The sequence below is a fragment of the Flammeovirga sp. AWQ4_249 genome (assembly GCF_056161045.1).
In genome coordinates this window covers 129,658-152,629 of sequence record NZ_JBSWYJ010000003.1, presented here as the reverse complement: position 1 = coordinate 152,629, position 22,972 = coordinate 129,658, and the positions used below count along the sequence as shown (strand labels likewise).

Below are 22,972 nucleotides of genomic sequence, written 5' to 3'. Positions count from 1 at the left end.
TTTTTATTCAAAATTTGGAATTATCATATTAATGTTCTAATGTTGTAGTGTAATAGTTAATTAGTACACTAAAATATCAAAACAATGATCAATATAAATAATCTAACGTTCGGCTATTCCAAACGAAAAATTTTATACGATAATCTTCAATTAGAGCTAAAAGAAGGGAATATATATGGTTTACTAGGAGAAAACGGAGCAGGTAAATCTACTTTATTAATGCTTATTGCAGGTTTGAAAAGACCACACTATGGTACTGTAGAAGTAGGAGGACATTATGCATCAGATGCATCTCCAGCCTTTTTGCAAGAAGTTTTCTTTATTCCTGAGGAAATGACTTTTCCAAATATCACGATAGAAAATTATGTAGATGTATTAGCACCATTTTATCCAAAGTTTGATAAAACAGCATTATTTGAAATGGTAGCTGAATTTGGTCTTGAACCAAATATGAACTTACATCAAATGTCATACGGTCAAAAGAAAAAGGCATTAATTTCTATTGGTTTAGCAAGTAATACACGTCTTTTATTGATGGATGAACCGACGAATGGATTAGATATTCCTTCGAAAAGTCAGTTTAGAAAGTTAGTGGCAAAATATATGAGTGATGATAGAGTTTTCTTAATTTCTACACACCAAGTGAGAGATCTTGAAAGCTTAATTGATCCAATCGTAATTGTGGATAGTGGAAAGGTAGTCTTTAATGAAACATTAGATAGTATCACTGAAAAATTAATTTTCACAACATCCGATAAAGTTTTAAGTGAGGATGTAATCTATGTAGAAAAGGGAATTGCTGAAGATAAAGTAGTCGCAAAAAATAACTCTAGAGAAGTAAGTCGAGTAAATTTAGAGCTTCTATTCAATGCTGTTTTAAGTGAAAAAACAGAAATGGTAACCGCTTTGTCAAATTAATAAAATCAACTAACACAATGGATTCAAAAATAAACATCAGAAGAATAAGTAATTTATTAAGATACGAGATTGTATTATTAAAACAGCCAATCATGATTGGTACGTTAGGTATTGTTGCTTTCATTTTAGCGATTAGTGCTATGGCGAGTAGTTTTGGTGATAAAGGAGTAGTAAATGCTTCAACTATGGGAACAATCTTCTCCTTACTCTTTTTCTTAGGCGGAGTAATTGTTTCAAGTTTGTCATTTCATAGAGTAAATACAAAAGGAGGAGCGTTAAACTATTTATCGTTACCAGCTTCAAGAGAAGAGAAGTTTTTAGTGATTTTCTTAATGTCAATCATTCTATATCCAGTAGGCGTAACCGCTATTTTTCTATTGGGTGAAGGTATCGCAAAATTAGGTTGGTCATTATCTGGAGGTACATTTAATATGTATTTACCCTTTGCTGATGAACCTATCAATGCTGTAATGTATTCATTACTTGGTTTTGTATTTTATCAAGCTTTTTACTTTTTAGGATCTATCCTTTTCAAGAAATATGCATTCTTAAAAACGACGGTAGCCTTTTTAGTTATATCATTTGTGTTTTGGTTAATCGTAATCATCGGCGGGACAATTTTCGCTAGTACATTTGCTGAAGGAATGGATAACCAAAGCTTTAATTTCTCAATTGATAATGAGACTATTATGCAGAATTTTGGATATGCAATACAAGGTATAGCAGCAATCTTAATTATAGGCTTATGGCTATTTTCATTCATGAAATTCAAAAAGAAGGAGGTGTAAGTATGGAGTTTACCAATAATAAAGCTATTTATCTACAGATAATGGACCTCATCTGCGAAAAAGTATTGAAAGGAACCTGGGGGGAAGGTGAAAAAATCCCCTCAGTACGACAATTAGCCGTTGAGCTTGAAGTCAATCCCAATACAGTAGCAAGATCATATTCTTCTTTGCAAGATGATGGGATCATATACAATAAGAGAGGAATAGGTTACTTTATCTCAGAAGAGGCATCAAAAATGGTTCAAAATGTAGAGAAATCTACATTTATGAAAGAAGATGTACCCAGTTTTTTCAAGAAAATTCAATTATTAGGAATCTCTTGGAATGAACTATCAGATTTATATCAACAATATGATAATCAATAATTAAAGTTTTCTACTAGTGTCAATAAAGAAAACAACAAAGTGTCAAATTATACTAACATAATGCTAAGCCTATTCTTTTTCAGGATAGGCTTTTTTATATATTATCAGATTCATTTGTTGAATACATAAAATGAGAACAGAATTTGATTATGTATTACTTTTTATACTATATTTTAATTCATGAGAAATGAGTAAGTATTTTTCCTTATTGTCACTACCTTCATACTTTCTTGTAATACTTCAACGCAGATTGAAGATAAGAAACTCAATCAATGGCTTTCATATTATGCTATTAATTTTAATGATTTTTCAGAAGAAAATTTAGAAAATACTTTAGTTTCTACATCAAGGTATGGTTTGCTTGAAGATCAGAAAAAGATCTTTAGTTCAACATTTAGTTACTCTCCAGATTCAAGTTATTATGTAGATATGGATAGTTATGGATTTGAATTATTTAAAAATCAAGAAAATAAGTTTGAATTTGGAGGAAGAGAAGTAGATAGTAAAGTGTATTTAGTGAAAAGATCTGAGGCTGATGATACTATGGCGATAGAAATACTTATTTGTGGTACAAGTTGTTCACCTGAAGAGGCATTTTGGTTGAATGAGAATACAATAATGCTATTGGGAACTTCTGAGAATGATCATTCAAATCTATCAATACCTTCAATTTGGATATATCATTTAGATACGAAAGAACTTTATTCACGCAAGCTTACACAAGAAATAGACTATCCAAAACTCAGTTATTTTCAAGCATTTAAGCTGAAGGATATTCTTATTAATGCAGAAAAATATTCTTCAATATAAACTAAAAAAACACCTTCTTTCATCGATTAGAAAGAAGGTGTTTTGGGATAATAAACTAAGAAATAGAACTTGGATCAGAACTAGTTTTGTTCAGCTTTTGTTGCTTCTGTTTGTTTCATAATCATTTCAATGATTTGATCAACAGAGAAAGAAGCTGCTTTTTGTTTTGGAGGATATTCCATTAGTGTTGCCATAAATGCACCTACTTTATCTTGTGCCATGTATAAGTAAGGCACGTGATCGAAATACCAATCCCAATAAGCATTTGAATCGATGTCTGCTCTTTCGTATGGATCACGTCGTAAGTTGAAGATTTTTGGTAACCTTAATTCTACGAATGGTTCAGACCATACAGCCATCTGATGTGCTCTTTGTTCCATGAACACAACTTTCCAATCATCCATACGAATAGCTGTCAGTTGAGCATCATCATTAAAGTACAAGAATTCATGACGAGGTGATTCTACTTTACCTGCAAGGTGTTCAGCCAAATCGTATCCATCTAAGTGAGCTTTAAATTCTTTACCGTTTGCTTTTACACCACCTTTTAGAAGATCCTCTTTGATGTGATAGTTACCAGCATAGTGTAAGATTGTTGGTACCCAGTCCAAGTGAGAAACCATACCATTTGAAACTTGGCCAGCAGGAATATGTCCTGGATATTTCACGAAACATGGTACACGATAAGCACCTTCCCAGTTTGTGTTTTTCTCTCCACGGAATGGTGTAACTGCTGCGTCAGGCCATGAATTGTAGTGAGGACCGTTGTCTGTTGAATACATTACAAAAGTGTTTTCCTCTATACCTAACTTTTCAATGAAATCTAACATTTTACCGATCACTTGGTCATGTGAAACCATTGCGTCAGCATAAATACCTTGTCCGTTTGAAAGTCCTTCCTCTTCCTTATTGATATGGGTTCTGAAGTGCATACGTGTAGTATTGAACCATACAAAGAAAGGAGTTTCAGCATCCACTTGCTTTTTGATAAATGTTTGAGCAACATCCATTACTTCGTTGTCGATTGTTTCCATTCTTTTCTTTGTCAATGGACCTGTATCAGATACACGACCATCAGCATAAGAGTGGATTACACCTCTTGGACCGAATTTTTTCTTGAATTCAGGATCTTTAGGATAATCAGGTAATTCTGGTTCTTCTTCTGCATTTAAGTGGTATAAATTACCATAAAACTCATCAAATCCATGGTTTGTTGGAAGATCAACATCTCTATCACCAAAGTGATTTTTACCAAATTGACCTGTCGCATAACCTTGTGCTTTCATCAACTCTGCTAGCGTAGGCGTATCATCTGTAAGCCCTTTTTCTGCACCTGGTAAACCTACTTTGGTCATACCTGTACGAATACCTGCTTGGCCCGTGATGAAAGAAGAACGACCTGCAGTACATGATTGCTCAGCCATATAATCTGTAAATGCGATACCTTCTTCACCGATTCTATCGATGTTAGGTGTTTTGTAACCCATCATACCTTTGTTCCAATACGATAAGTTGTACATTCCGATGTCATCACCCCAAAGGATTAAGAAATTTGGTTTGCTTGGAGCTTTTTTTGCAAAAGCAGTAGACCCTATTAAACCGAATACGGCCAAGGCTGTCAGTAATATATTTTTCATATCAATCTAATTGTTATTTGTGTAATTGCACCATTCTGTGTCAATAGTAATTAGTGCTTTGTTATTACATTTCAAATATACTATGTTGGATATTAAACAAACTAAACTCATTAATATTTACTTACAAAATAAAATTTAATTTGTTTGATGTTTAACTAAAATTAGTGATTTCAGCTATTATTTTTTGATAAATATCAATGAATTTAACAAAGAGATACCCTTAAGTTTGTTGTAGTTGGTTTTGTGAAAAGTTAAATTGCAAACAAAAAAAGAAGTGCAACTCAATATGAGTGCACTTCTAAATTTAATTAAAATACAAATACTATTTTATTCTAAATAGATTAGAAGTCTATTTACGTACCATTAGTTTTTCAGTCAATGATTGTCCTTCGTGAGTTCTAATTTTGACAAAGTAAATACCATCGTCAAGATTTGAAGTATTTAGATCCATCTCTGTACTATGTTCATTAGATTGATAGATATGAAATACTTCTTGTCCCTGATTATTATAGACTTGAACAATTTCTAAATAATCATTATGAATATCATCACAACTAATATGACATGATCCATGACTTGGATTAGGGTACATTCTCGCATGTAACGTAGCGATATGATTCCTATAAAGGTGAATAGTTGTTGAGAATTCGTAACTTCCATCAAAGTCAACTTGTTTCAATCTGAAATAAGTGAAATTTTCAATATCGTTACCTTCCATTTCATGATCATATTCAATATTTACATTTGAGTTACCATTACCTTCAACTTGTCCGATAATCATGAAGTTTCTATTATCAGAAGAACCTTCAATTTCAAAGTGACTGTTATTAATTTCGGTAGCAGTCTCCCATCTTAAGAATAAATTACCATTGTCAAGAATTTCGGCCATAAAGTGAGTCAATTCTACTGGCAAGTCATGGTCACCAGATCCTCCAAGAGTAAAAGGCGAGAAACTCATAGCAATAGATGATGCTAAAGTACCTTTATCTTCTCCATCTAAACTTGTATTAATTCTACCTTGATCTTCCCATTTTGTACCATCAAAGTGCATTACTTGAGCATCCGTAATATGATCATTTTGGATACCACTGTTTTCGTTATAAGTTAAAATAACACTAGCACCAGCAGTACCAGCAATTCTATCTACATTCCAATATTCACGATTACTTACTCTTTCTACAACAGACATTTCATCAATTGTATTATGGTAAGGATGTGATTTTTCGAAATATTCAATTCTAAACGAAGTCAAACCAGGTAAGGGTCTTCCTAGACCTGCCTCTCTAAGTTGGCCATTTTTACCTACAGGCATCATTAAATAATAATCAGCTCCTAAAATCCCAAAAAATGAAGTTAAATCACTATTATAATCAATTTCCTTAATTATAGCTCCATTTACATAAGAAGAGTCAGAACCACCTGATCTATGACCATTCCAAGTAGTAACAGAGTTTGCAACAAAAGAATATTCATTTAAACTTAATGGGTTCATCTCTGATGAAAATATTATACCATTTCTTAGGTTTAAGGCAACAGGGTTGTACATTGAATCAGCAATATATAAAGCAGACTTTAATGTAAGACCAGCAGGGTGTTGGGTATCCATTGTTAATGAATGTATAGCTTGGGTGTTTTCAGCAAATGTGATTGATCCACTAGCATTTCCAACAAAAAATAAATTCATTGAAGGAGTACTACCATTGTTTGATGAATCAGCATAAATAGTTAGATCATCACCTACGGGTTGATTAATCACTAAATCATGACCTTGCGTAACAATAGAAATTTCACTTCCTGAAATATCTGCATTTAGGTTGGTAGGGCTATTTAAAATAACAGTTGATATATCTTCTGGAACATTTTCAATAATTCCTCCTGCCCCGAATTTGGGGTAACTCCCAGGAAAAGCATCTAATTCAGCTTTAGAAATTAAGTTATTAGGAGCTCCTGAAGTATTCAAAGTAACATTCTGGCCAATATAAAAAGTACCATTCCATGTTAATCTACTAAATCCATTTGAACCTACACTAGGAGTATCAAACTTTGCATTATTTTTTAAAATAATATCTTTTACTGTAACTTTTATTCTTCCAGCATGATGATGTTTACCTTTAAAATATCCAGTACTACTAACAACAATAACATTACAATCTATTCTTCCATGATATGCTGTATTTCTTAAAGTACCATCAATAAATAATGTATCAATTAATATAGCGTTGTCCCAAGAGGAATTATTTCCAACCTTACAAATTTGACCTTCATCTATTTTTAAATTATGTCTTCCAGTCCATGAAGGAAGAAAGTTACCATCAGGATCTCTGAAATTAGAAAGTGATCCTTTCGTTCCTAAATAGGTATTGGTATTATGTAAGGAATAAATTTGAGCGAATAATGCTGTTTTAAAAAACAGTATTAATGTGAATAAAATTAGATTCTTTTTCATGAGTTAAGTAGTATATAGTAGTGTATTAGGTTTTGTGTCTTTATATACGAATTTACATCTATTATAAGTTTTATTGAAGATATATAACGTGTGTAATTGAGTTGCTATAAATAGGATATTTCTAAGTTTGTATTTATTAGTTATGTAAGAAAATAGACTCGTGGCAACTATTTAAACTCTTGTATTATCTAATAATATAGGATTTGTCTACAAATAGCATAAATCTTACATGTGAATAATTTAAAATTTTTGTATAAAATAAAGACACTTTAGTTTATGAAATGAGGTAAAACAGTCATTGTATAGAAAAACATAAGAAGTATATAAACAAAAAAAAGACTACTAAAATAGTAGTCTTTTTAATACTCGACTGAAAAACTAATTTTTAATTTTTAACGATAAACCTTTTCACTTCTTTTTGACCTGAGGCTGTCGTTACGGTTAAGAAATATACTCCATCTAATAAATTTGAAATATCAATTGTATTTATGTTTTGTGGAGATACTTCTTTCACGTGCATTCCGTATGCATTGTGAATATTTACTGAAGTAATTTCACTTGCATTATCTATAGTTGTATGGATAGTATTTTGGGCTGGGATTGGAAAGATATTTAAATCTGTAAATTCAATGTTAGAAACTTCTACTTGAATTGTTTCCGAATACTCATAAGCTCCATCAAAATCCACTTGTTTCAATCTAAACCATTTGTATTGAGTCGCAACGGTAGCAGTAACATGATAAACATATTCAATTACTGTATTTGAGTTACCATTACCATTTACTTCACCAATCATTTCAAAGTTTCTACCATCATTTGAAGCTTCAATTTCGAAATGACTGTTATCAATTTCTGATGCAGTTTCCCAGTATAAGCTAATAGTGTTATCATTATTTTTCTCCGCTTCAAAGTAAGTTAACTCTACAGGTAGGTCGTGACCACCACCACCACCTAATGTGAATGGTGAGAAACTTGAAGCTGAAGTAGATAATAAAGCACCTATATTTTCACCAACAGTATGTTGTGTTTGGTTACCTTGATCTTCCCAATGCGTACCGTTAAAGTGCATTACTTGTGCATTAGAAACGTGCGTATTATTAATACCTGAATTTGCATCATACGTTAAAACAACCGCTGCACTTGCTGAACCAAAAATTCTATCAATGTTCCAATATTCAAACTCACTTACTTGTGAAACAGTTGAAGAAGCATGAATATCTCTATATTGAGGGTGAGTATTATTAATATATTCAAATCTAAATGTTGTTTGAGTATCTGCGGTAGGCATTCCTATTCCTGCTTCACGTAATATTCCATTTTTACCTACAGGCATCATCATATAGAAATTATTACCTGTAATGCTTAAAGCTGATTTTAAAGCAGCAGAAAAGTTTATTGTTTTCATAATAGGTCCATCAATATAAGAGCTATTACTTCCTCCTGATGCATGACCAGACCATGAATATACAGCATTCGAGACAAATGAGTATTGATTTAAAAATAGAACATTTGTTTCTGTAGTAATTAAACGACCATTAGTTAATGTCAAAGCATTGTTATTATATGATGTATTAATTATATCTATTGGATGGCCTAAAGTAATACCTTCAGTTGAATTAGTATTCATAGTAATAGATCTGACCCTATTATTATTGGGAGCTAAAGTAATTGTACCTGAGGCGTTATCATTAAAGAATAAATTTACAGTAGGTGAAGCTTCAGAAGAGGCGTCAGCATAAATTGTAACGTTTGAAGAGATCGCATTTGAAATCACTAAATCGTTTCCTTGAGTATAAATATCAGCAGAGGAAGAAGATAAATCTGCAGTAATGGCTGTGTTACCACTCAAGATAATTGAATTAACATCTGAAGCTACACCTGAAAGAGTACCCGAAGCAACAGCTTTTGGGTTTGAACCTGGTAAAGCATTAATTTGAGATTGAGAAATTAAATTATTAGAAGCACCTGAAGTAGTTAAGGTAACATTATCAGCAACAGAAATACTACCCGACCAGTTTAACCCACTATAACTATTTGAACCAACTGAAGGAACAGCAAACTCTGCACCATCTTCTAAAACAATATCCTCAACATTGACATATAAACGACCACCTGAATGATTGTCAGCATTAAAATTACCTGTACCCGAAACGATGATAGTACCAATGTTTACTGTAGTTCTGTAAGCAGTATTATTAATTGTACCATCCACAAACAAAGTGTCAATAACTGGTTGAGCATGGTTTGAACTACTATTTCCGATGTAAACATTTTTTCCTGATTGGATTCTAATGTTATAGTTTCCTGTCCATGATGGTAGTGTATTTCCATCTTCATCAACAAAATCAGATAAACTTCCTTTAGTACCAATGTAGATAAATCCAGAAGCAGAATTTGAAACTGAGTAAGTTTGAGCATTCATACTTACTTTTGTAATAAAAATTAGGAGTAATAATAATAGTATCTTTTTCATTTTTTCAGCGAGTTATTTAAAAAATTAGGTTTGGTTGATGTAACGGTTTAACTATTATTAAGGATATGTTTAAGAAATATTATATGCGTACTTTTTCTTTAATCGACATAGAATCAAGTTGTTACGCTATCTTTTCATGTAAGTTTATAGAATTAAAAATAAATTTAAGTGACTGAAAATCAATGAAATGCATGTAAAATAAGCTAGAGAGCTAAAAACTTACATTGTAATATATTTTCAAAAAAATGATGATTTATTTATGAAAAAGTGCTGATATCAAGAAACCTGTATATTGTATTATTTTAAGTAGAAGTGATTTTGATGAGTTTGAAGGGAATATATGTTCTGTAAGGAAAAATGCACTTTATGAGAAGAAATCAAATGTAAGTAATAATACTTTGAGAAACTTTTTGAATATGAAATCAAAAAAAAATGAAGAGCTTTGACCTTCTTCATTTTTTTTAACCTAAAAAGAATACTATTTATAAAGTTTCACTCTGCTTTCACTAAAGTGATACTTGAAGTTTGAATATTATGATTACTTACTTTTTTAGTTGATACTATTTTTACAATGAGTATCAAAAATAATATGATTAATATCTTTTTCATAGCTAGTGTTGTTTTGGGTGAAAAAATAAATAGCCCAACCTGGGTCAGGCTGTTTAGGTAAAGAGGGTTTATATATGGTCTTTTACAATAAATCTTTGAGTTTCTTGTTTACCTGATGCAGTTTTTAAATTCAGATAATAAATACCGTTATGTAAAGAGTGAATATTAATATGAGTAAACATTGTAACGTCATCTTCTTCTCTCAACTCCTTTATCGTTCTACCGTGACTATCTAAAATTCTTAAACTTTGAATATGATCATTATTTTGTAAAGTAAAATAGGTATTGATTTCATCACCACTGGCAGGGTTTGGATATAAAGTAAAATGTAATCCATCATTAATTTCATTGGAGATGGCAAGCGTATTTGAATATGAGTATTGACCATCAAAATCAATTTGTTTTAACCTAAAGAATGAATAATGTGCATTTTCATGAAAGGCGATAAAATCATAATTTGTTCTTACATGTGATGTACCAGCACCTTCAACTTCTCCAATTTTATTGAAATTACGACCATCGTGTGACGCCTGAATTTCAAAATAATCATTATTATATTCTGCAGCAGTGGCCCATTCTAATTCAACATGTTCTTCATCATTGATTTTACCTTTAAATGAAATTAGTTCAACAGGTAAACTTTGGAAACCATCACCACCAAGTGTAAATGGACTAAATGATGAAGCTGCATTTGATCTAAATGATCCTTTACTATCATTTTCAGAATAGGTTTGTTTACCTTTTGATTCCCATTTTGTACCATCATAGTGAAGTACTTCTGAATTCGGTAAACCTGCTGAAGCAATACCACTATAGTCTGTAAAACTAAGAATAACCTCCGCAGAAGCAGAACCAGAAACACGGTCTACATCCCAATATTCGTATGGACTTACCTCGTTAGATGAAGCTAATGGATCTAGATTCATATAATCAGTATGGGCAACATCAAAATATTCAATTCTAAATGTTGTAATAATATTAGATGGATTACCAACACCGGCTTCTCTTAATTTACCATGTTTACCTGTAGGTAACATCATATAAAAGTTTCCGTCTGTAATACCCAAGGCAATTCTTGTTGCGGCATTATTATGAATAACTTTAGCAATTGGACCGTTAATATGGGCAGCATCACTACCACCAGATTTATGATTAGACCAATCATAAGAGGCTCCTGATACAAATGATTCTTTATCCAAATACAATAAATTAGTTGATGTGGTATATAATATACCTTTGGTCAAAGTTAAAGCAGATGTATTATAAGTGTTATTATAAATATCGAAACGTGATCCAAGTGTAACAATAGAATCTGTATTGATGACTAAACCTTTAAATCTTCTGTTGTTATTACTCATTCGCAAATAACCTGATGCATTGCTACTTAAAGTAATGACTGTTGAAGGGTTAGAAGTTGAATTTGAATGACCAAATAAACGTATATCATTACTCATTTTACTATTGATCGTCAAATTATGACCTTGTGTTCTGATTCTAAATACACCATCGGTTTGATCCAAAGGAGCATTAATAGTAGCATCATCTGATAAAATAATTGTATGAACTTTTGAAGGGATTTCACCATTTACATTATCCTTAATAATATATTTTGGAAATGAACCAGGAAGACCCTGAATATCAGAATAAGAGATTAAATCTGTTTCTGAACCATGTTGATTATATGTCACACCAGTACCTACATATAGGTTTCCGTTGTGAGTCATTTCACCAAAATCCCATGGACCTGGAGAAGGTTCATCAAATTTAGAATTGTCATGCAAAATTAAATTATCAACATATAATCTTAAATTACCATTGGTATGGGCATTACCATTAAAGTGGCCTGTTTCAGTAATAATAAGAGTCTTAATATGTAAATGGGAATTGTAAGCAGTTTGCCTTAATTCACCTGCTAAAATCAATGTATCAAAATACATATGATCATAATTACCAGTAATGGTATATGAATCACCATCTGGAATCATAATGTTATAATTACCTGTCCATGAAGGCAATGTTTCTCCTCCCGGTTCCATGCCATTTGAATCTAAATCATCAAGATTACCTCTTGATCCAATTGATTCCCACATATCGTTAGGGCTATAAAAAACTTGTGCATAACCTCCACAAAAAATTGAGGTCAATAGGATAGATAATAGTATTTTTTTCATGATAATAGTGTAATTAGGTTTGCCTTTCTATACGTTAATAACCGTGAATTTTGTTTTATTGTTAGTATAATACCTACGTATGTTTTTAGAATTAAATAAAAGAATAGTATAATAGACTCTACAAAAGTTGTAATAAATTAAGCAATTGAAGTAATTTTATTTTGCATAAACATTGCTGATTATCAGTTTTTTATGAAATTGACTAAAAATAGTACATACTGTTAATTCATGTAAATAAATGTAAAAATTAACCTTTTTTTCTGTTTTTGCTTGTTCTCTTTCATTGTACAGAAATCTTAATACTCTTAAATAATCCTTTCTCAGTCATGAAAAAGGATTATTTGAATCAATAATTATTCAAAAATGTATAATCTGATTTTTAGAATCTTAGTACTAAAAGCTAAACTTCATTACTTTAACGATATGAAAAATGTTTTCTATTTCATTTTGATATTAATACTTTCTGTGAGATGTCATACTTGTATTTCAAATCAGCACACTATTAAAAGTGTTTATAAAGATGCTTCTGTTGTTGCTCTAAATGACTTTAAAAACTACGGAGAATTAGTTACTGAAGTAAAAAGATTAATTCACCTCCCGAAATATGAAAGTTATGAAAATGATCATATTTTTTTATTTGAACAGCACAATGGAAACTTGATTCCTTTGTCATTAGGAAGAGAATGGTGTGCTGAAAATACATCTTGTTGTTATATAAAAAGTAAAAATGTTGTTACGGTTGATGAAAAGGAGAGTATTAATTTAAAAGAATATGAACAGTTTGTATTTAATAATGGTGTAAATAGAAATCTTTCAGATCACCCAACCAAAGCTTTAATTTTTTTAGAATATGATCAAGAATATCCAATAAAGAACTTTGAGCAGGAGTTAATGAAGTTAGATGTCATTAGACAAAAGATCAGAGCAAAAGGAAGTGAATTGCTCTATCATAAAAAAATAAGTGAGCTAACAAAAGAGGAATATTCTCAATTAATTAAAAGAAGATTGCCTTGTAGAATAGAAGTGACAGAAAAATTAGCAAATAAGAATATTTTCGAAGAAGAAGTTGTTTTACCTATTTTATAGAATTTAATTTCAACGGACTAGGCTTTATTTGTGTCTATATTGATAAGGATTAATTCTTTTTTTATAGTTATGAAAAAAGAATTACAATTAATATTTTTGCTTTGCTAACAAACTTTAAATTAATGCTATTTCTACACTCTTTAAATTAATTCAACAAATGAAAAAACTACTTTTCTGTATCGTTCTTTTGTTCAGCATAATAAGCTGTAACACTTCTGAAGTAACGAAAGAGAATAGTCTCTATTCAGAAGATGAAAACGTTAACCTTTACGCATTTATAGGAAGGAGAATTACGGTGGAAAAGATGGAAAGAGAACCTGCTTCAGCTGATACAATTATTGGCCTTGATGGTAAAAAAGTTGCTCTTCAACATATCAATTTTGATCAGAAATTCAAAGCGGTCTATAAAATTGAACTACCTTTATTTAATGATTTAGCCTCAGATACCATTTCATTTATAGCTTTTGATCATTATGGTACACCAAAATTTAGTGAGCATGAATATGCGATTTTGTATATTCAGAAATCAGAAAAAGAGGATCAATTCTACCATAAAAAATACATATTTGATCCTGTTCAAAAAACAGATCAAGAGGTTTGGATTGGACTAAAAGGGGAGTCAATCAGTGATATTATCGAAAAAAGAAAGACTACATTAATACAAAATCAGATTTAACCTCTTGAAAGAGTATTATAAATATCTTTATCAAAAGAAAAAGACGATCAAATACAACGCTATTTGACCATCTCTTTTTCTTATTCACTTAAAGTAGTGATCAATGCTTTGACTTTCTCTAATCTAGGTGCGACAACTTTTTTACTGATCTGTAATTTTAATACCTTCATTCTATAGAAATAAGGATATTAAAAAAGCTTATGTTTTTGAAGTAATGAAATCACAAAAGGACACAAAGTAATCAATGCATAATCCATAAAGTTCATTATCATAACTTCAGCCAATGCTGTTCAAGTTTTTATCAATGTTGGGCCACCTCATTTATGGGTGTAGGTAATCCTCATCGATTTACATTTAATCCAGAACATTGGGATTGGTCTATGGAACATTATGAAAGAGAAACACACCTTTTTGGGCCTAGTAGAACAGAGTTTCCTGAATTGATTACTGGAACGAAAATAAAAAGCATTGAGGGGCAATTATTAGAGGAAGATACGATACTTTCTATCCAAAAAACATATCCTATTAGCTTGTTAGGAACTCCATCATCAATAGATTATAATTCTAAGCAAAAAGAGTTTGCCTTAACGATATTTAAAGGAGATATTTACATCACTAATCAGGATTTCAAAACTTGAATTCTAATATTCTTAGTCAAAAGAATTTCATGAAAAACATTTTCCTATTTTCTTTTAAAAAAAGAATTTTGATGAAAACTATTCAACTAGATGAAAATAGAGGGAATACAAATTATCTAGAATACCTTAAAAGTATTTTTGGAGGTACTATTTCTGGAAATACACTTAATATTGATGATGAATTAGGTAGTGGAATAATTACTATTCTAGAAGGAGAAGATTATCGTATTGTAGATTTCTATTTTACTCCTAAGGTTGACCAAGTCCACTATTTTAATAGAGATACCAATTTTGAAATTACGCTATCTTTTTTCTTGCACGATGTTCATTATAAAAGTCAAGGAAAAGATTTAGTCATCAATGTACCTAACGGTTTTGTAATGCTTCAAAATGATGCGAAAATTCAAGTACAATTCAAAAAAGATGTACCCAATCATCTTATAACACTTTATGTAAAGAAGCAAGTATTAAATGATTATGCTATACAGAAATTAAATGAAATGGATGATTTCATATATCATATTGGCGATGTAAGCCTAATGAGTTGGAAAAATTCATATACAAAACGTTTAATCGAAAATCTAGAACCTAAATTTAGACTTGAATGGGTAAACTTAAAACTTCTTGAATTAGGTGTAATAGCAAAAAATATTGTTTATCAGATCAGTGAGAATATCAAAGTAGAAAACCTTTTATTTTCCTCCCATTAATTATCAGCAGTACACAACATAAAAGAGGATATATTAAAAGCATTACATACTAAGCCATCCATAAAAGAACTAGCAAAAGAATATGGTATAAATTATACCAAATTAAATGTGATTTTTAAAAATATTTTTGAAACGACTATCTACAAATTCTATAAAAAACACAGAATAATAAAAGTTCATCAACTAATAACAGAAACCAATAAAAGTTTTACTGAAATAGCCTATGAATATGGGTTTACAGATATCAACCACCTTTCAAAAGATTGTATTAAAACATTTAAAAAAACACCAACTGAATTAAGGAAATCAGTGTTATAGGAATATTTAAAATAAAATATTTAGAAAAAGAGATATAGAATTTCTTCAAATTATATTGATCAATATTCTTTAATAGCTTCTTAAGTAGAAGTAGATCCTAATGAAAAATATCAAATATAAACATATGTTTAGAACATAGGAGAGAGTAGGTAAAGGATTTTAAAATTTAGTAATTACTAATAATTTTCGATTTGATATATTTGCAGAATAGAACCTACACCATTTTATCTTATCAAACAAATTTTACAGTATGACTCCTTCTAATTTAACCATCTTATTGTTGGTGATGTATGTACTTGCCATCATTGGGATTGGATTAAAATTCAATAAAATAAAAATAGTGAAGACTTTTTTCTTGCTTCTAGGAAATTACCGACTAGTCTTTTAGCAATTACTTTTATCGCTTCATGGTGGGGTGGAGGATCAGCTGTTGATCTAGTCGATCAAGCGTATGAAGTAGGGTTAGGTTCCTTTTGGATATATGGAATGTCTGTACTTTTTTCTACATTCTTAATGTTTTTAATGGCAAAAAGCATTAGAAATATAGGTACTATCTCTCAATCACAATTGATGGAAGAACGTTATAACGCCAGTGTTTCATTATTGCTGACGATTTTCATTATCATATTTATGATCATTGCTGCTTCTGTACAAGTTATTGTAATGGGAAATTTTTTCAGTACTTATTTCTCCATTAGTTATGATATGGGAGCAGTTTTAGGAGTAGTCATCGTATTAAGTTATGCTACTCTAGGAGGATTTAAAGGAGTGGTTTTAACGGACTTCTTACAATTTGTATTTTTCCTTTTTACAAGTGTTGCATTGTGTTATTTTTCTTATTGTAAAGCGGGTTCATGGGAAAATGTAAAACTAGTAGCAGAAACAAATAATAATTATGGATATACTTCTTTCTTCCATAATGTAACCGATCATTTGGCTTATGTTATTACATTTGGTTTTTCATGGGTTATTTCAGCTAATGTATGGCAAAGAATTTCTGCTGCAAAGGATGTCAAATCATCTAAAAATGTAATGCTTTACAGCTTATTTGTTTTTATTCCTTTATATCTGATGATCGTGTTTACAGGAATGTTTAGTAGTGTAGCATATGATGTTCTACCTGAAGGAGGGATTGTAGCAACTTTAATAAGTGAGGTAAGCAACCCTATTGTGAGCGCAGTGATGTTTTTAGGATTGTGTTCAGCAATTTTATCAACAATGGATTCCCTTCTAAACACATGCTCTTTAGCAATGACAATTGATATTTATAAGAAATATATTGCTCCTAAAAGTTCACCCAAAAACATGGTATTGGTGGGAAGATTAACCACAGTAATCGGCAGTTTATTGACATTAGCAATTGCAATGAATATCAAAAGTATCTTGACGATTTCATGGATTGGTTCTGACTTTTTAACAACAGGAGTAGTCATTCCTTTGGTTTTTGGGTTTATCTGGAAAAAAGGAAATAGCAAAGGTGCTATGGCATCGATGCTTTTTGGTTTGTGTTTTTCATCCTATAATTTCATTGTTGCTCTGGGTGTAGATTTACCAGTCTTTTATGAGATTGCTTCTTTAGATCAAGCTATTATTGGAATCAGTTGCTCATTTATCTTGTTTGTATTCATTAGTTTTTTTACAAAAGATGGAAAGAATAAAGGGGTTGATTTTATCCAAAAAGCAAAAGGAATTTCAAATAAGGTAGCAGCTTAAAAATAGACCTTACTTTTTATATTATTATTAAATATTTTAACCTAATAAGGTATTCCTCTTCTTAAATAGAACTTTATGACTTTATCTATAAACGTTTATAAGTTTATTTGAGAGTATACAAGACATAAAAAAAGGCGTTTGAGATCTAATTTCTCAAACGCCTTTTAACTTTATAGTAAAATAAAGAATTATACTTTGTCTTTACCTAAAGTGATTAAAGCATAAGCAATAGCACCTACTAATGGTGGTACCATAAAGCCCATTGCTGCAATTTCTAAATAAGTTATTGCTACCATCTCGTTGGAGTTAAGTGAATGCAATTTTGTTATAACGTCACAATATTAAACAATTGTGAGTCCTAATCCAACTTAAGAGCTGATTTTAGTCATTCTTTTTCTCTGATAAAGATTGGATCTCTTTTACCAATTCTTTCTGCTTATCCGTCAACTTTGTAGGAACTGTCACATTATAAGTGATATACAAGTCGCCGAAAGCATTATCTTGTTTATACTTAGGGAAACCTTTACCTCTTAATTTCACCTTCGTTCCATTCTGTGTACCTTCTTTTACTTTCAATTTCACTTTACTGTCGAAAGTATCGATTGTAATATCACCACCCAATAACGCAGTGTACATATCAATATCCACAGTTTTGTAAAGGTCATTTCCTTTACGCTCAAATTCTGTAGAATTGGAAATATTGAAAGTAATCAATAAATCACCTTTAGTTCCACCATTTCTACCCTCTTGACCATGTCCAGGAATTTTGATCACCTGACCATCCGCAATACCAGCAGGAACCGTCACACGAATATTTTTACCATTGATCTTATAAGTACGTTTTTCTGTCTTATAAATATCTTTGATATCTAAAGTAACGCTTACTTTAAAGTCACCTCCTTTTTGAGGTCTAGGTTGAGAAGAGAAACCTCCTCCGCCACCAAACATCGAATTAAAGAAATCAGAGAAGTCTCCGCCACCTTGACCTTGTCCGCCAAAACCACCGAAACCGCCAAATCCGCCTTGACCTTGTCCACCAAAGCCTCCGCCGAATCCACCTCCTCCGAATCCTTGAGATTCGAATTGATCAGCGTGTTCCCAATCTTTACCGTATTTATCGTATTTTTTTCTTTTTTCCTCATCACCTAAAACCTCATTGGCTTCATTGATCTGTTGGAATTTCTTTTTTGCTTCTTCGTTATCCTTATTTTTATCCGGATGATACTTCCTAGCTAATTTTCTATATGCTTTCTTAATATCGCTCTGAGAGGCACTTTTATCTATTCCTAGTACTTGATAATAATCTATATATTCCATATTTATTTTTTGCTCGAGTTTATATTAATACTATAGAACTCTTTATGTTCATTTTTAATCTATGTGGGCGTAAAATCTAGTCCATAATGCTAACTGTATACTAAAAATACACAGTTTTATTGTATACGAAAACAATATAGTATCGTTTAGCCATTTTTCTTAATAAATGATACACAATAGTTCTGTTATTATAGTATACGGAAGTTTTATATTATGTATAATAGAAATTAACAAACGTTAGAAAAAACATTCTTTTTTTGAATGAAAAGTGAAGAATACAGTGGTAAAAACGGATAAAGTCACTTGAAAAACTACCCCTAGTAGAGGCACGATTCATCGTGTCTCACGAACCACAAACCGAAACATATAAAAATTAAAAGTGAAGAATGCAGTGGTAAAAACGGATAAAGTCACTTGAAAAACTACCCCTAGTAGAGGCACGATTCATCGTATCTCACGAACCACAAACCGAAACATATAAAAATTAAAAGTGAAGAATGCAGTGGTAAAAACGGATAAAGTTACTTGAAAAACTACCCCTTGTAAAGGCACGATTCATCGTGTCTCCCGAACCACAAACCGAAACATATAAAAATTAAAAGTGAAGAATGCAGTGTTAAAAATGGATAAAGTCATTTGAAAAACTACCCCTAGTAGAGGCACGATTCATCGTGTCTCCCGAACCACAAACCCTCCACAATTTCTTACACAAACTTAGCTCCTTGAAAAGTATCTCTTTCCTTCAATCTTTTTTCAATCATTAATTGAATTTGATTCGGACGAATACCCCAATTAGGTGCAATACGAAGATGAATAGGCGTATCACTACTGAAACGTTGGATAGCGATATCAGGACGTAATCGTTCAAGGAAATCGACCATAAAGTCTACATATTCGTCAGGTTGGAATAACGGAAACTGTGAAGGATATTCCTTAAACTGTTTAGCCATGATTGTTCCTTTGACAATTTGTAATTGATGGAATTTCAAAGATTCTAAAGGTAATTTATTCAAGATTTCAGCCTGTGCGAGTGTTTCTTCTCTCGATTCACCAGGTAAACCAAATAACATATGACCTGCAACAGAAATACCACGATCAACTACTTTCTGAATTGCTTCTACAGAATCTTCAAAACTATGACCACGGTTGACACGATCTAGCGTTTTATTGTAGCAAGATTCAATACCAAATTCAATGAAAATCAAATGCTCTTGAGCAAGTTCTTGAAGGTAATCCAATTGTTCATCTGAAAGACAGTCAGGACGAGTACCAATCAATAAACCATCGATTTTAGGATGACTTAATGCTTCAGAATAGATTTCTTTTAGATACTCTAAAGTACCATATGTATTTGAATACGCTTGAAAATACCCGACAAATGCCTTTGCAGAATGATAGCGACCAGGTAGAAACTCCATTCCATGATCAATTTGTTCCGTAATACTTTTCATACCATCATGAAGATAGTTAGGAACAAAGCTATCATTATTGCAAAAAGTACAACCTCCATAGCCTAAAGAACCATCCCGATTCGGACAAGTAAATTCAGCATGGATGGAAACTTTTTGAATGCGTCCACCATACTTGTCTTTTAATTGCTGCGAATACGGAAAATATCTTCTAGACAGGAAGTTCATGATTTTATTGTTTTACGGTTTGTTGTAGTTCTCTTTCTTTATGTGCTTTAGAATCACTTATGCTTCTGAAAATTAATACACCAAGCATTGTCGCAATCACACTGTAAATACCCACTTGATCATAATGTTCCAATTTATCAGTTACAGGATTATCTACGATTACTAATCCTGCAGAAAAAGAAGCTAAACCTTGAGCGAGATTTTGAACCGATGAACGGATACTCATAAAACTCCCTCTTTGTTTAGGATCTGCAGTATTTAGAATTAATGCATTGGCAGGGATTGATCTCGCTCCACAAATAAAGAACAAGGATGAAAATACCAATACCACTGGAATGGTCATATTAGGGACGTTTGTCAAAACCAAAGTGGGGATAATTGTCACAAAGGAAATGATAACAAATACTATATATTTCCCATATTTATCAGACCATTGGCCGATTTTAGGAGAAAAATAAAAGGTCGCTATACCTCCAAATAAGTAAATCCAAGTCAACTGTTGATCTAGAAAACCAATATTCTTTACCATATAAGGAGAGAAGAAAGGAATGATCAGGAAGTGCCCAAAGAATACCAAGAACAATCCAAGAAGCCCTTTTAATTGGCGACCATTTTTTAATACACTGATCAAAGGTTGGAAGAAATTAGGATGCTTATTGGCAATCTTAAGATGATCAGTCATGGTCTCTAATCGCTTATAACAGACCACCCAAAGGATAGCAGATATTATCGCAATGATGATAAATGGAGCATGCCAATCAATTGTAACGCCTAAATAGAGTCCAATTGGAACACCTATAGCTGAGGAAACCGCAAAACCTGTCATTAGAATACCAATACCACGTCCACGTTTTTCGTCAGGTAGCATATCACCTACGATCGTAAATAATGCGGCATTAATCAATCCACCTGAGATACCAGTAAATAACCTTGCAAAAAGAAGGAAATGATAGGTTGGAGCAATACCGCAAAGTACTGTCCCTAGGGTAAAAAAGGCATATATCATTAAAAACATTTTCTTTCTTTCGAATTTATCAATAAAGAAAATGGATAATAAACCAGATACGGCTGCTGCTAATGTGTAGGAAGAAACCACAGCACTCCATTCGATGGGTGTCATGGAAAATGTTTCTTGTAAAGTATGCCCTAATGGCATCAATACAACGAAATCTAAGATATTCGTAAAACTTACTGCCGCTAGCATGTATAGTGTTACTTTCTCTTTTCTATTTAAAGTTGATATCATTTAGTTTTGCTCTGATAATTTAGTCTACGTTCCCATAATTGAACATATTTTGCGTGTTTTCAATGTAAAGTTAGAATTAAAACAATGAAATATAGAATCGCTTACCGTTTATTAGGATAATAGGTAATCTGTTGATTAAGAATCATTTTAATAAAAAAAAGCCAGTCGAAATACATCAACTGGCGTTCTATAATTTTTCGTTTTTCTCGTATTAATTTTGATTTTGAGCTTCTTTCACAACCAACTCATCATCGATAGGAGGAGAGAGTGTTTTTTTAACTTTTTCTCCCTTTAGACAAGCCATTGCTTCTTCCACCATTTTAGGAGAACCCACATAAAAAGGAGTACGCTGATGGAATTCTGTAGGCTTGATTTCAAGAATTCTACGATGCCCATCCGTTGCCATAGCTCCCGATTGTTCTGCTAAGAAAGCCAATGCATTACATTCGTATAATAACCTTAGCTTACCATTCTCATATTTAGATGTAGAAGGGTAGATGTAAATACCACCTTTCAGCATGTTACGATGAAAATCACCGACAAGAGATCCGATATAACGGCTAGAATATTCTCTTTCTTTACAACGAATGATATACTCTTTTAATCCTTCATTAAAAGTATTGTACCCTCCTTCATTGATCGAGTAGATAGATCCATCCGCTTTGCATTGCATATTTGGATGAGAAAGGAAATACTCCCCTAGAGAAGGTTCGTAGGTGAAGCCATTGACGCCATAACCTGTTGAATAAACAAGCATCGTAGACGAGCCATACAATACATATCCTGCAGCCACTTGTTCAGTACCTTGTTGCAACATATCTTCTTTTGTAGGAGGTCTACCAATAGGGGATCTTCTTCTGTAGATAGAAAAAATAGTTCCGACTAGTACATTGACATCAATGTTTGAGGAACCATCCAACGGGTCAATAGTTACGATATACTTTGCGTGATGATTTCCGGTATCGATGATACCATTTACTTCTTCAGAGATAATTCCACAAGTTTCACCTCCTTTAGAAAGTGCTCTTGTAAAACGAACATCAGCAATCATGTCAAGTTTTTGCTGAGCTTCTCCCTGAACGTTATCAGCGCCTACACCTCCCTCAATTCCAGAAAGTCCAGCTCTATTGATCTCACGGTTGATGATCTTTGAAGCCAAAGCAATATCACGAAGCAATTGAGATAGTTCGCCCGTAGCATAAGGAAATTGTTCCTGCTTTTGAGCAATGAATCGGTCTAAGGCCGTACCGACAGAAGCGGTAAGTTTATCCATCATAATATTTGGTGAATAAGTTATGTGTGTTTATTACGGTGTGTTATTATTGGTCTTGTAAAATTAGGTATTTATTTATGAATTATTGCAATCGGTTGCAGTTAGTATAAAAAAAAGACCGACAATTCTGCAGATCTTACA

The 22,972-nt window shown here is 32.0% G+C and carries 17 protein-coding genes and 1 pseudogene; 10 read left to right on the top strand and 8 right to left on the bottom strand.

From position 1 onward, the window contains the following. The first annotated feature begins 84 nt into the window (after positions 1-84). The 4 genes from ACXAHM_RS04220 (at position 85) to ACXAHM_RS04205 (ending at position 2,881) form a co-directional block, all read left to right on the top strand. Positions 85-918: an ABC transporter ATP-binding protein gene (locus ACXAHM_RS04220; protein WP_474959156.1), complete on the top strand. Its 834-nt coding sequence runs from the start codon at positions 85-87 to the stop codon at positions 916-918. 17 nt (positions 919-935) lie between these two features. Continuing rightward, entirely contained in the window at positions 936-1,706 is a 771-nt protein-coding gene (locus tag ACXAHM_RS04215; RefSeq protein ID WP_474959155.1) for a hypothetical protein, read from the top strand. Then, complete coding sequence (locus ACXAHM_RS04210) at positions 1,664-2,071, top strand: GntR family transcriptional regulator (protein WP_474959154.1); 408 nt, start codon at positions 1,664-1,666, stop codon at positions 2,069-2,071. The genes ACXAHM_RS04215 and ACXAHM_RS04210 overlap by 43 nt, the downstream gene beginning before the upstream one ends. Before the next feature lie 357 nt (positions 2,072-2,428). Then, positions 2,429-2,881 (top strand): hypothetical protein, encoded by a 453-nt coding sequence (locus ACXAHM_RS04205; protein ID WP_474959153.1) that lies wholly within the window; start codon positions 2,429-2,431, stop codon positions 2,879-2,881. 80 nt (positions 2,882-2,961) lie between these two features. Here the strand turns inward: ACXAHM_RS04205 and ACXAHM_RS04200 are convergent, their stop codons facing one another. From ACXAHM_RS04200 to ACXAHM_RS04185, 4 genes are all read right to left on the bottom strand, one after another. Beyond that, entirely contained in the window at positions 2,962-4,518 is a 1,557-nt protein-coding gene (locus ACXAHM_RS04200; RefSeq protein WP_474959152.1) for an arylsulfatase, read from the bottom strand. Between the two features lie 349 nt (positions 4,519-4,867). Further along, positions 4,868-6,964 carry a T9SS type A sorting domain-containing protein gene (locus ACXAHM_RS04195; RefSeq protein WP_474959151.1) on the bottom strand — a complete coding sequence of 699 codons (2,097 nt, stop codon included), beginning with the start codon at positions 6,962-6,964 and terminating at the stop codon, positions 4,868-4,870. A gap of 385 nt (positions 6,965-7,349) precedes the next feature. Next, complete coding sequence (locus ACXAHM_RS04190; protein ID WP_474959150.1) at positions 7,350-9,437, bottom strand: T9SS type A sorting domain-containing protein; 2,088 nt, start codon at positions 9,435-9,437, stop codon at positions 7,350-7,352. Positions 9,438-10,114: 677 nt separating this feature from the next. Beyond that, positions 10,115-12,217, bottom strand: a complete 2,103-nt coding sequence (locus ACXAHM_RS04185; RefSeq protein WP_474959149.1) for a T9SS type A sorting domain-containing protein — start codon at positions 12,215-12,217, stop codon at positions 10,115-10,117. Positions 12,218-12,640: 423 nt separating this feature from the next. Between ACXAHM_RS04185 and ACXAHM_RS04180 the strand changes: the two genes are divergently transcribed. The 6 genes and pseudogenes from ACXAHM_RS04180 to ACXAHM_RS04155 all read left to right on the top strand — a co-directional run. After that, positions 12,641-13,303: a hypothetical protein gene (locus tag ACXAHM_RS04180; RefSeq protein ID WP_474959148.1), complete on the top strand. Its 663-nt coding sequence runs from the start codon at positions 12,641-12,643 to the stop codon at positions 13,301-13,303. A 157-nt stretch (positions 13,304-13,460) separates the two neighbouring features. Beyond that, positions 13,461-13,979, top strand: coding sequence for a hypothetical protein (locus tag ACXAHM_RS04175; protein WP_474959147.1), 519 nt, complete (start codon positions 13,461-13,463; stop codon positions 13,977-13,979). 323 nt (positions 13,980-14,302) lie between these two features. After that, the gene (locus ACXAHM_RS04170; protein WP_474959146.1) at positions 14,303-14,617 is read left to right on the top strand and encodes a hypothetical protein; all 315 of its coding nucleotides are present in this window, start codon (positions 14,303-14,305) and stop codon (positions 14,615-14,617) included. Positions 14,618-14,688: 71 nt separating this feature from the next. Beyond that, positions 14,689-15,327 carry a hypothetical protein gene (locus ACXAHM_RS04165; protein WP_474959145.1) on the top strand — a complete coding sequence of 213 codons (639 nt, stop codon included), beginning with the start codon at positions 14,689-14,691 and terminating at the stop codon, positions 15,325-15,327. A gap of 18 nt (positions 15,328-15,345) precedes the next feature. After that, a complete protein-coding gene (locus ACXAHM_RS04160) occupies positions 15,346-15,645 on the top strand; it encodes a helix-turn-helix domain-containing protein (RefSeq protein WP_474959302.1) in 300 nt (99 codons plus the stop codon). Positions 15,646-16,005: 360 nt separating this feature from the next. Next, positions 16,006-17,358: pseudogene (locus ACXAHM_RS04155) on the top strand (sodium:solute symporter family protein); the annotation flags it as partial. 381 nt (positions 17,359-17,739) lie between these two features. On the opposite strand, the gene ACXAHM_RS04150 reads toward ACXAHM_RS04155, so the two are convergent. The 4 genes from ACXAHM_RS04150 to fbp all read right to left on the bottom strand — a co-directional run bounded on the left by ACXAHM_RS04150 (position 17,740) and on the right by fbp (position 22,834). Beyond that, on the bottom strand, positions 17,740-18,675 hold the full coding sequence (locus ACXAHM_RS04150; RefSeq protein WP_474959144.1) for a DnaJ C-terminal domain-containing protein: 936 nt from the start codon (positions 18,673-18,675) through the stop codon (positions 17,740-17,742). 704 nt (positions 18,676-19,379) lie between these two features. Then, positions 19,380-20,312 carry a tRNA modification radical SAM protein MnmL/YtqA gene (mnmL, locus tag ACXAHM_RS04145; protein WP_474959143.1) on the bottom strand — a complete coding sequence of 311 codons (933 nt, stop codon included), beginning with the start codon at positions 20,310-20,312 and terminating at the stop codon, positions 19,380-19,382. A gap of 4 nt (positions 20,313-20,316) precedes the next feature. Continuing rightward, a complete protein-coding gene (locus tag ACXAHM_RS04140; protein ID WP_474959142.1) occupies positions 20,317-21,558 on the bottom strand; it encodes an MFS transporter in 1,242 nt (413 codons plus the stop codon). 211 nt (positions 21,559-21,769) lie between these two features. Then, positions 21,770-22,834, bottom strand: a complete 1,065-nt coding sequence (fbp, locus tag ACXAHM_RS04135) for a class 1 fructose-bisphosphatase (protein WP_474959141.1) — start codon at positions 22,832-22,834, stop codon at positions 21,770-21,772. Between the last annotated feature and the right edge of the window lie 138 nt (positions 22,835-22,972).

Coding starts and splice junctions, on each gene's coding strand:
- ACXAHM_RS04195 (WP_474959151.1), bottom strand. CDS start 6,964: ATGAAAAAGAATCTAATTTTATTCACATTAATACTGTTTTTTAAAACA.
- ACXAHM_RS04200 (WP_474959152.1), bottom strand. CDS start 4,518: ATGAAAAATATATTACTGACAGCCTTGGCCGTATTCGGTTTAATAGGG.
- ACXAHM_RS04190 (WP_474959150.1), bottom strand. CDS start 9,437: ATGAAAAAGATACTATTATTATTACTCCTAATTTTTATTACAAAAGTA.
- ACXAHM_RS04210 (WP_474959154.1), top strand. CDS start 1,664: ATGGCTATTTTCATTCATGAAATTCAAAAAGAAGGAGGTGTAAGTATG.
- fbp (WP_474959141.1), bottom strand. CDS start 22,834: ATGATGGATAAACTTACCGCTTCTGTCGGTACGGCCTTAGACCGATTC.
- ACXAHM_RS04185 (WP_474959149.1), bottom strand. CDS start 12,217: ATGAAAAAAATACTATTATCTATCCTATTGACCTCAATTTTTTGTGGA.
- mnmL (WP_474959143.1), bottom strand. CDS start 20,312: ATGAACTTCCTGTCTAGAAGATATTTTCCGTATTCGCAGCAATTAAAA.
- ACXAHM_RS04220 (WP_474959156.1), top strand. CDS start 85: ATGATCAATATAAATAATCTAACGTTCGGCTATTCCAAACGAAAAATT.
- ACXAHM_RS04180 (WP_474959148.1), top strand. CDS start 12,641: ATGAAAAATGTTTTCTATTTCATTTTGATATTAATACTTTCTGTGAGA.
- ACXAHM_RS04150 (WP_474959144.1), bottom strand. CDS start 18,675: ATGGAATATATAGATTATTATCAAGTACTAGGAATAGATAAAAGTGCC.
- ACXAHM_RS04165 (WP_474959145.1), top strand. CDS start 14,689: ATGAAAACTATTCAACTAGATGAAAATAGAGGGAATACAAATTATCTA.
- ACXAHM_RS04170 (WP_474959146.1), top strand. CDS start 14,303: ATGGGTGTAGGTAATCCTCATCGATTTACATTTAATCCAGAACATTGG.
- ACXAHM_RS04140 (WP_474959142.1), bottom strand. CDS start 21,558: ATGATATCAACTTTAAATAGAAAAGAGAAAGTAACACTATACATGCTA.
- ACXAHM_RS04215 (WP_474959155.1), top strand. CDS start 936: ATGGATTCAAAAATAAACATCAGAAGAATAAGTAATTTATTAAGATAC.
- ACXAHM_RS04175 (WP_474959147.1), top strand. CDS start 13,461: ATGAAAAAACTACTTTTCTGTATCGTTCTTTTGTTCAGCATAATAAGC.